The sequence below is a fragment of the Candidatus Thermoplasmatota archaeon genome, from assembly GCA_022848865.1.
Lineage (GTDB): Archaea > Thermoplasmatota > Thermoplasmata > RBG-16-68-12 > JAGMCJ01 > JAGMCJ01.
Genome location: JAJISE010000110.1, coordinates 1 through 660 on the forward strand (window position 1 = coordinate 1; position 660 = coordinate 660).

Annotated in this window: 1 rRNA gene; it reads right to left on the reverse strand. The window is 53.2% G+C overall.

From position 1 onward, the window contains the following. Window positions 1-660: ribosomal RNA gene (locus tag LN415_09910) — 23S ribosomal RNA — on the reverse strand; the annotation flags it as partial.

Sequence of the window (660 nt, forward strand, 5' to 3'; positions counted from 1 at the left end):
TGGTCTATTAGTAATGGCATGCTCACCACTCGCCGAAGCTCGTGATTTATACATCCATCCTATCAACGCAGTCTTCTACTGCCGACCTTTATCTTACGAAACGCTATCGTGTCTCGGGATGGGATTCGTGCTTAGATGCTTTCAGCGCTTAGCCCAAATGGCTTAGCTGCCCGGCCTGCCTTATCAGACAACCGATAAACCAGTGGCGACGTTGCTCTGTTCCTCTCGTACTCGGAGCAACTTCCCCTCAGATAGCGACGCTTCCATCAGGCAGAGACCGACCTGTCTCACGACGGTCTAAACCCAGCTCATGTTCCCTTTTAATAGGCGAGCAGCCTCACCCTTGGCCCCTGCTGCAGGACCAGGATAGGAAAAGCCGACATCGAGGTACCAAACCGCGGGGTCGATAGGAGCTCTCGCCCGCGACGAGCCTGTTATCCCTGGGGTAATTTTTCTGTCACCTCCGGGCCCCAATAGTGGGCACACGAAGGATCGCTAAGCCAGAATTTCTTCTATGAATTCCGTGCGTTTGGAAATCCATTCAGTCTAGTTTTTGGCTTTGCCCTCTTCAGCGGATTTCTGACCCGCTTGAACTAAACTTTGGGCCCCTTTGATATCTTTTCAAAGGGGTGCCGCCCCAGCCGAACTGCCCACCTGCAC